The organism is bacterium (assembly GCA_035528375.1).
Classification (GTDB): domain Bacteria; phylum RBG-13-66-14; class RBG-13-66-14; order RBG-13-66-14; family RBG-13-66-14; genus RBG-13-66-14.
Window position 1 is genome coordinate 1 of sequence record DATKYS010000107.1, and the last position, 7,619, is coordinate 7,619.

The window sequence follows — 7,619 nt, forward strand, 5'->3', positions numbered from 1 at the left end:
GGTCTATCACGGCGGCTTCAAGCGAAACTTCCACCTGTTCATCAGAGAAATGGAGTTCCGCTTCAACCACCGAAACGACCCGGATATGCTACCCTATCTGAAAAGCATCCTCTTTGGTCCATGAACGTGTGTGATGCCTTCTTTTTTAATCGAGTGTCAGTTCCCGCGTGCGGGGCGCTTTTAAATCACCTAATTTCTCAACCCCCCCATCCCCCCCATCTTGGGGGGGCACCGTCGCGGGGGGAGGTTATTTCAATTCGACGGCCACCGCCGCGTACGGGGCGGTTCTTCTATTCGTTACTCTTTATTCCCCCATCCCCCCCCATCTTGGGGGGCAACCTCGCGGGGGGAGTTTATTTCAATTCGACGGCCACCGCCGCGTGCGGGGCGGTTCTTCTATTCGTTACTCTTTATTCCCCCATCCCCCCCATCTTGGGGGGGCACAGTCGCGGGGGGAGGTTATTTCAATTCGACGGCCACCGCCGCGTGCGATACGTTATTCTAATTCTCAGCCTCTTTCCACCCAACCCTCCCTCTAGGGAGGGCAACCTCGCGGGGGAAGTGCTCTATATTCGAGGGGCGATTCCCGCGTGCCGGGACTTCGACCGGTTTCTCCCCCTCTGGGGGGGCGGAGACGGGTGACGATTCCCGGCCGCCAGAGCTATGAGCCAGGTCAAATTAACAGGAGATTTCGTTCGGCTCTTTTTTTTATTGCGGTTTCGCTCGCGGGGCTAACCTCTGGAAGTAATCCACCCTTCGTCGCGGAACCGCGGTCCAGCGCGCCGCGCTGGTGGGCCCACCAGGACTCGAACCTGGGACTAACCGGTTATGAGCCGGTGGCTCTGACCAACTGAGCTATGGGCCCCCCGGAAGGCAAATAATGATAGGGGCAGACCGTGAGGGGTGTCAAGGGGAAATTGGTTGCGGTGGGCGGCGTCGGTGTGCTAAAATGCCCCGCTGACTTGCAACCCCGGCGGTGCCCGGGAACCGCTCACGAGAAGTGCGCCAGAGCGCGGGAAGGTTGAGATGAAACGGGTTAGTTTACAGGCCGAGAAGCGCGAGGTCAGCGGCAAGGGCGGCGCTCGCAAGCTCCGCAGCACCGGTCGCGTGCCGGCCATCATCTACGGCAACGAGGTCCCGGAAACCCTCCACATCGCCTTAGACTCGAAGGTCCTGATCCATTCCGTGAAGCCCCACGAGGCGCACAACTTCATCGTGGACCTCGAGGTCGAAAAAACGGTCTACCCGACCATCATCGCCGAGATTCAACAGGACCCCGTGACCGAGGAACCCCTCCACGTGGACTTCTACCGCATCTCCATGAACAAGCCCATCCACACCACGATTCCCATCATCCTCTCCGGCTCCTCTCCGGGGGTGAAGGAGGGCGGCATGCTGGAGCACACGCTGCGGGAGATAAACATCTCCTGCCTGCCCGGCAATCTGCCCGACTCCATCGAGGTGGACGTTTCCAACCTCGACCTGGACGAGTCCATCCACGTCTCCGACCTGGCGGCCCCGTCCGGCGTCGAGTTCATCACCGAGGTGCACGACACGGTGGTCCACGTGCGTCGGCCGCGCCTGATCACCGAGGAGGAGGCCGCCGTGGTCCTCGAGGGTGAGGAGGCCCCCGTCGAGGGCGAGGAGGGCGCCGCCGAGGAAGAGGCGGCGGAGTAGGTGCTCGTCGTCGGTCTGGGCAATCCCGGCGAACGCTACGCCGAAACCCCCCACAACCTGGGCTTCATAGCGGTGGACGAGTTGGCCCGCCGCGGCAGGCTCCGGAGCTGGCGACGGGTGTGCGAGAGCCTGACCGGCAAAATTTCCCTCGCCGGGCGGCGGCTCCACTTGTGTAAACCGCAGACCTACATGAACCTCTCGGGACGGTCGGTGTCCTGCCTTTTGCGCGAGACCGACACCCCACCCGAGGGGTCGTTGGTAATCTGCGACGACGTGAACATCCCCTTCGGCGCGCTCCGGCTCAGGCCGTCCGGCGGCTCGGGAGGCCACAACGGCCTGGAGGACATCGTCGCCCACATCGGCGAGAATTTTCCCCGGATGCGTATCGGGTGCGGGCCGGCGCCCGAGTGGGCGGACCTGGCGGAATTCGTCCTCTCACCCTTCACCGAGGAGCGCCTCCGCGAGGTCGGCGGGGTCCTCGAACGGGTCGTGGAGGGATTGATCCTCCTGGAGCGGGAAGGTTGGCAGAAGGCCATGGCCCGTGTGAACGCCCGGGTGCAGGGTGAGGAAGGCTCGTCGGAAAACGAGCCCGAGACGTAGATGACTTCGGAAACGGAGAGGGTATGTTTCTGGCCTGGCCTTTAATCGGCGGTTCGCTGGCCCTCGTATTCGTGGTTCTCTTCGCGGTGGGCGTCCTGCGCAAGCCCCAGGGCACGCCTTCGATGGTAGCCATCTCCGGTCAGATCCGCCGCGGTGCGCAGGCCTTCCTGAGCCGCGAGTACCGCACCGTGGGGCTCATCATCCTCCTCCTCGGCTGCGGGATGGCCTGGACGGGCCTGGGCTGGCGTACGGCGGTCTCCTTCGCCTTCGGGTCGCTGGTAAGCGCGGGGGCGGGCTTCATCGGCATGACCATCGCGACGCGGGCCAACTCCCGTACGACCCAAGCCGCCCGGGAGGGGGTCAAGCCGGCCCTCGGCATCGCCATCTCCGGCGGCGCCGTGATGGGGCTCTCCGTGGTCGGCCTGTCGCTTCTGGGGCTGGCCGGGGTCATCTGGCTCTTCGCCCCGGACATCTTCATCGGCGGAAAAGTTGAGCAGGCCGAGCTTTTGCGCCAGGCGGGGATAGTCAACGGCTTCGCCATGGGCGCCTCGCTGATGGCGCTCTTCGCCCGCTCCGGCGGAGGCATCTTCACCAAGGGCGCCGACATGGCCGCCGATCTGGTGGGCAAGGTCGAGGCCGGAATCCCCGAGGACGACCCCCGTAACCCCGCCGTCATCGCCGACAACGTGGGCGACAACGTGGGCGACGTGGCCGGTCTGGGGGCGGACCTCCTGGAGAGCTACGTCGAGAGCATCATCGCCAGCATGTCCCTCGCCGCGGCGATCAGCCTGAGCGCGGTGGACCGGAGCCTCATGCTCCTACCGCTGGCCGTGGGCGCGATGGGGACGGTGGCGAGTGTTTTGGGCGTGTTCTTCACGAAAATCGTCGGTCGGAAAAACCCCCAGGCGGCCCTCACCGGCGGCACCTACCTGGCGGCGGCGCTGACCGCCGGGGCCGCCTTCTTCCTGGTCAACTGGCTCGGGACGCCCTTCGCGGGCTACGCGAAGCTCGGCCCTTTCTGGGCGATCCTGGCGGGCATCGGAGCCGGCGTCCTGATCGGCCTGACCAGCGAGTACTACACCTCCGCGAAGTACAAGCCGGTGAAAAGGCTGGCCGAGGCCAGCGACACCAACGCGGCGGTCACCGTCACCGAGGGGCTGGCCGTGGGCATGGAATCGCTCGCCGTCCCGGTCATCATCCTCGCCGGCGCGGTCATCCTCGCCCACCACGTCGCCGGGATGTACGGCGTGGCCATGGCCGCGGTGGGGATGCTGGCCACCACGGGGATGGTGGTCAGCGTGGACTCCTACGGTCCCATCGCCGACAACGCCGGCGGCATCGCCCAGATGGCGGGGCTGGACCCCGAGGTGCGTAAGATAACCGACCACCTCGACGCCGTGGGCAACACCACGGCGGCCATCGGCAAGGGCTTCGCCATCGGCAGCGCCGCCCTGGCGGCCCTGGGGCTCCTGACCGCCTACCTCACCACCATCGGCACCACCGTGGAGGCGACCCTGACCAACCCCCTGGTGTTGGCCGGCCTCATCTTCGGCGGCATGCTGCCCTTCTTCTTCGCCAGCCAGCTCTTCCGCGCCGTGGTCCGGGCGGCCGATGCCATGATCCGCGAGGTCCGGCGCCAGTTCGAGAAGATTCCCGGGCTCCGGGACGGCGTCGAGGGCGTCCTGCCCGAATCGGCGAAATGCGTGGACATCGCCGCCAAGAGCGCCCTCGCCGGGATGATCGTACCCGGTCTGTCGGCCGTCGCCGTGCCGGTCCTGGTCGGATTCCTCTTGGGGCCCTTGGCCCTGGCGGGGGTGCTGGTCGGCGCCATCGTCACCGGCGTGATGGTGGGCGTTTTCACCGCCAATTCCGGCGGCGCGCTGGACAACGCAAAGAAGTACATCGAGGAGGGCAATTTCGGGGGCAAGGGCTCCCGGGCGCACAAGGCGGCCGTGATCGGCGACACCGTAGGGGACCCCCTGAAGGACACGGTGGGGCCCTCCATCAACATCCTCATTAAGCTCATGGCCGTCATCAGCCTGGTCATCGCCCCCATTCTGCCCACCGTGACGGGTTAGGGCTTGCGCCCGAGGGCGCATATGTTGTAAAGTAGCGCCTCCGAAGTTGAATCCAACGGGGGAAAATGCGCGACTACGAGACCACCATCGTCCTGGCGCCCGATCTCGAGGCCGACCGCCTGGAAGCGAAGCTGGACAGTTTCCGCCAGCTCTTCGGGGAGGGCATCGAGATAAAGGACCAGGGCGTTCAGAGGCTGGCGTTCACGATCAAGCGCCGCACGCAGGCCCGTTACCTGATGATCTTTCACAAGAACGAGCCGGATCGTATCGCCGACATCGAGGCCAAGCTGCGCCTGGACGAGTCCGTCATCCGCTTCTTGACCTGCCGGGGCGAGTAGGCGAAAAGGGGGCGACCATGGCCAGTTTTAACAGGGTGATTCTTGTCGGCAATCTGACCCGGGACCCGGAGCTCCGGTATACGGCCAGCGGGCAGGCGGTGGCCACGGTGGGCCTCGCCGTCAATCGCAAGTTCAAGACCCGCGAGGGGGAGCAGCGGGAGGACACCGCCTTCGTGGACTGCACCGCCTGGGCGCGTCAGGCTGAAGTTATTTGTGAATACATCAAGAAAGGCGATCCGATCCTTATTGAGGGGCGGTTGCAGTACCGCACCTGGGAGGACAAGGAAACGGGCGCCAAACGGTCCAAGCTCGACGTCGTAATCGAGAATTTCCAGTTTCTCAGCCGTGGTCCGGGTGGGCGGAAGCCCGACGCCGATGACTCGTCGCCCAAGGGCAACGAGATGGAGCCGCTCTCCGACGACGACATCCCCTTCTAGGGCGAGGTATGAACGTGGGCAAGAAGAAGATGAAAAAACGCATCCTGCGCAAGCGGACCTGCCGCTTCTGCAAGGACGGGGTCAAGGACATTGATTACAAGGATCTGGAGATCATCCGCCGCTACGTCACCGAGCGGGGCAAAATCCGCGCCCGCCGGACGACCGGAAGCTGCGCCAAGCACCAGCGTCAACTGAGCGCCGCCATCAAGCGCGCGCGCATCCTGGGTCAGATTCCCTTCCGCCTCGAGTACCACCGCCATTAACCCGTCGGCGAAAAAGCCGGCGTCGTTCGAGTCAAACCGGGTGAATTTATGGAAGTGATTCTCCGTCAGGACGTGCCGAACCTCGGGAAACGGGGCGACGTGGTCCGGGTCAAGAACGGCTACGCCCGCAACTACCTGATTCCCAGGCAGTTCGCGATGAAAGTGACCTCCGGCGCGCGCAGGCAGGTCGAGATCGAGCGCGCGGCCCACAACCGGAAACTGGACCTGATGCGCGGACAGCACGAGGAGCTCGTCGGCCGGATCGAGTCGCTGAGCTTCACCGTGGCAGGCAAGGCCAGCGACACCGGCCGGCTCTACGGCTCGGTGGGTGAGAACGAGGTCGTCAAGCTCCTGGCCGCCAAGGGCATCGAGATCGGCCGCCACCAGGTGGTCCTGGAGGACCACATCAAGCAGGTGGGCGCCTACCACATCCCCATCCGCTTCCAGCAGGACCTGATGGCCCAGGCCAAGGTCTGGGTCGTGGCCGAGGGTGACGAGCACGGGGCCGGCCTGCCCGAGGACGTGCCCGAGCCGCTCCTCTACATCGGCGGCCACCAGAGCCTGGACGAGGCCCGGGCCCACGCCGAGGAAATACTCGTCGAGGAGGAACCGGCCGAGACGGAAGAACAGCCCGAGGATTCCTTCGAGGTCGAGGACGAGGAGGCCGGCGAAGCGGACGAGGACGAACCGTCCTCGTGATTTCCGTAAAAAAAGAAACCCCGCGTGAAAGCGGGGTTTTTCTGTATTCGCCTTGTTCGGCGGCGGTGTGTCCGTATCGGTCGCGCCGGGTGCTTTGCGATGACGTAGGGGCCGACCGACGGCGCGCCGTTCAGGTCGGCCCGTTTTTTTATCTAAGGTAGCCCTCACCCCGGCCCGTCGGCGCGTCGCTCCCACAGGGAGAGGTAGAATGCGGTAAGCCCTCACCCTAGACCGTGAGCGGATGTTTCTTCTTAGAAGGGAGAGTGGACACTCCGTCACCATCTGACTTTCCGCTCACCGAGGCGTCGGTCGGGCCGCCGGTCGTTTCACGTACAGCGGCCTGATGCGCGCCGGGTCGTCCGTCTCCCCCCGGACGAGACGCTCCCAGGCCAGTGTCCCCAGGTGTACCGGGGACACCCAGTCGGGTCGGCGGAGGACTCGACCGGCCGTTTTTTTTATAAATTCGAGGTCCGAGCCGATGTACGCCCCGGCCGGGTAGCGCGCGCCGAGTTCGCCCGCGGGAACAAGCCCACACCCGCCGAGCGGCTCCCCGTCCCGGAAAAGCTGTGCGTAGTAGAGCCCCGCCCCCGCCGGAAGGGTGGCGCAGACGGTCTCTCCCTCCCGCAACTCCCCCTTTGCCCCGCGTGCGATGCAGTCCAGACTGCCCACCCCGATGAGCTTCAATCCGAGAGATTCCACCAGCCCCAGGGCGGTGGCCAGCCCCACCCGGATGCCGGTGAAGGAGCCGGGTCCCAGAGCCACGGCGACGGCGGATAAATTTTCCCAGGTCAGGTCGGTTTCTTCCAGGCAGCCCCGCGCCGCGGAAAGGAGCCTCGCCCCGCCGGTCTCGGTCGGCGCGATCTCCCGCCGGGCGACGGGTTCGCCATTCTCGAAGAGGGCGGCGCCGCCGCGGCGGGTGGCCGTGGCCAGGGCGATCAGACGTTCCAACTTTCCACCCCCGCCAAGAGGTGCAGGTGCCCCGCGTCGGTGGTCGTGAGGACCGCTCTGCGCCCCGTCCCCTCGAAGTCGAGTGCGATGCGCAGTCCGCCGACGTCTAGAAAACCGCGTTCGGCCCACTCTACCGCCAGCACCCCCTCCGGTCCCGGGAGCTCGTCCAGGCCCAGCTCCGCCGTCGGATCCCCCCCGGCCTCGAACCGGTACAGGTCGGCGTGGTAGAGGGTCAACCGTCCGTGGTACTCGCGCAGGAGCTGGAAGGTGGGGCTCCTCACCCCCCGGTTTATCCCCAGACCCCGCGCCACCCCGCGGACAAAGGTCGTCTTCCCCGAGCCCAGCTCCCCGGTCAACAGGAGGGTCTCGCCGCCGCGGCAGGCGCGTCCGATCCGCTCGCCCAGGGCGACGGTGGAATCCTCATCGGTGAGCATTAGACTTTTTTCCATCAGTTGAAGAACCACACGCCGCCGAGGCCGAATTCCGACCCGGTCCCCAGGCCCATGAAGGTGAGTGTCAGCCTGTGCGCCGATTTGGGAACGCCGACCGCCATCTCGGTCCAGCACTCCGGGGTCAGGT

The 7,619-nt window shown here is 65.5% G+C and carries 9 protein-coding genes and 1 tRNA gene; 7 read left to right on the forward strand and 3 right to left on the reverse strand.

Going from position 1 to position 7,619, the window contains the following annotated elements:
- Positions 1–788: 788 nt before the first annotated feature.
- Positions 789–865, reverse strand: a tRNA-Ile gene (locus tag VM054_08615).
- Between the two features lie 161 nt (positions 866–1,026).
- On the opposite strand from VM054_08615, the gene VM054_08620 reads away from it, so the two are divergent.
- The 7 genes from VM054_08620 (at position 1,027) to rplI (ending at position 6,092) form a co-directional block, all read left to right on the forward strand.
- Entirely contained in the window at positions 1,027–1,677 is a 651-nt protein-coding gene (locus VM054_08620; protein ID HUT99125.1) for a 50S ribosomal protein L25, read from the forward strand.
- Positions 1,678–2,277 (forward strand): aminoacyl-tRNA hydrolase, encoded by a 600-nt coding sequence (gene pth, locus VM054_08625; GenBank protein HUT99126.1) that lies wholly within the window; start codon positions 1,678–1,680, stop codon positions 2,275–2,277. It begins immediately after the preceding gene.
- A 23-nt stretch (positions 2,278–2,300) separates the two neighbouring features.
- Positions 2,301–4,355, forward strand: a complete 2,055-nt coding sequence (locus VM054_08630; GenBank protein ID HUT99127.1) for a sodium-translocating pyrophosphatase — start codon at positions 2,301–2,303, stop codon at positions 4,353–4,355.
- Between the two features lie 65 nt (positions 4,356–4,420).
- Positions 4,421–4,693, forward strand: a complete 273-nt coding sequence (rpsF, locus tag VM054_08635; protein HUT99128.1) for a 30S ribosomal protein S6 — start codon at positions 4,421–4,423, stop codon at positions 4,691–4,693.
- A gap of 17 nt (positions 4,694–4,710) precedes the next feature.
- Complete coding sequence (gene ssb, locus VM054_08640) at positions 4,711–5,130, forward strand: single-stranded DNA-binding protein (GenBank protein ID HUT99129.1); 420 nt, start codon at positions 4,711–4,713, stop codon at positions 5,128–5,130.
- An 8-nt stretch (positions 5,131–5,138) separates the two neighbouring features.
- Complete coding sequence (gene rpsR, locus VM054_08645) at positions 5,139–5,393, forward strand: 30S ribosomal protein S18 (protein ID HUT99130.1); 255 nt, start codon at positions 5,139–5,141, stop codon at positions 5,391–5,393.
- 48 nt (positions 5,394–5,441) lie between these two features.
- Positions 5,442–6,092 (forward strand): 50S ribosomal protein L9, encoded by a 651-nt coding sequence (rplI, locus tag VM054_08650; GenBank protein HUT99131.1) that lies wholly within the window; start codon positions 5,442–5,444, stop codon positions 6,090–6,092.
- Positions 6,093–6,386: 294 nt separating this feature from the next.
- Here the strand turns inward: rplI and tsaB are convergent, their stop codons facing one another.
- Together tsaB and tsaE are read right to left on the reverse strand one after the other, a co-directional pair.
- Positions 6,387–7,040 carry a tRNA (adenosine(37)-N6)-threonylcarbamoyltransferase complex dimerization subunit type 1 TsaB gene (tsaB, locus tag VM054_08655; GenBank protein ID HUT99132.1) on the reverse strand — a complete coding sequence of 218 codons (654 nt, stop codon included), beginning with the start codon at positions 7,038–7,040 and terminating at the stop codon, positions 6,387–6,389.
- Positions 7,028–7,489, reverse strand: coding sequence for a tRNA (adenosine(37)-N6)-threonylcarbamoyltransferase complex ATPase subunit type 1 TsaE (tsaE, locus tag VM054_08660; GenBank protein HUT99133.1), 462 nt, complete (start codon positions 7,487–7,489; stop codon positions 7,028–7,030). The genes tsaB and tsaE overlap by 13 nt, the downstream gene beginning before the upstream one ends.
- Between the last annotated feature and the right edge of the window lie 130 nt (positions 7,490–7,619).

Excerpts from the sequence above, each read along its gene's own strand:
- VM054_08620 (HUT99125.1), top strand. The coding sequence starts at position 1,027 with ATGAAACGGGTTAGTTTACAGGCCGAGAAGCGCGAGGTCAGCGGCAAG.
- VM054_08630 (HUT99127.1), top strand. The coding sequence starts at position 2,301 with ATGTTTCTGGCCTGGCCTTTAATCGGCGGTTCGCTGGCCCTCGTATTC.
- rpsF (HUT99128.1), top strand. The coding sequence starts at position 4,421 with ATGCGCGACTACGAGACCACCATCGTCCTGGCGCCCGATCTCGAGGCC.
- ssb (HUT99129.1), top strand. The coding sequence starts at position 4,711 with ATGGCCAGTTTTAACAGGGTGATTCTTGTCGGCAATCTGACCCGGGAC.
- rpsR (HUT99130.1), top strand. The coding sequence starts at position 5,139 with ATGAACGTGGGCAAGAAGAAGATGAAAAAACGCATCCTGCGCAAGCGG.
- rplI (HUT99131.1), top strand. The coding sequence starts at position 5,442 with ATGGAAGTGATTCTCCGTCAGGACGTGCCGAACCTCGGGAAACGGGGC.
- tsaE (HUT99133.1), bottom strand. The coding sequence starts at position 7,489 with ATGGAAAAAAGTCTAATGCTCACCGATGAGGATTCCACCGTCGCCCTG.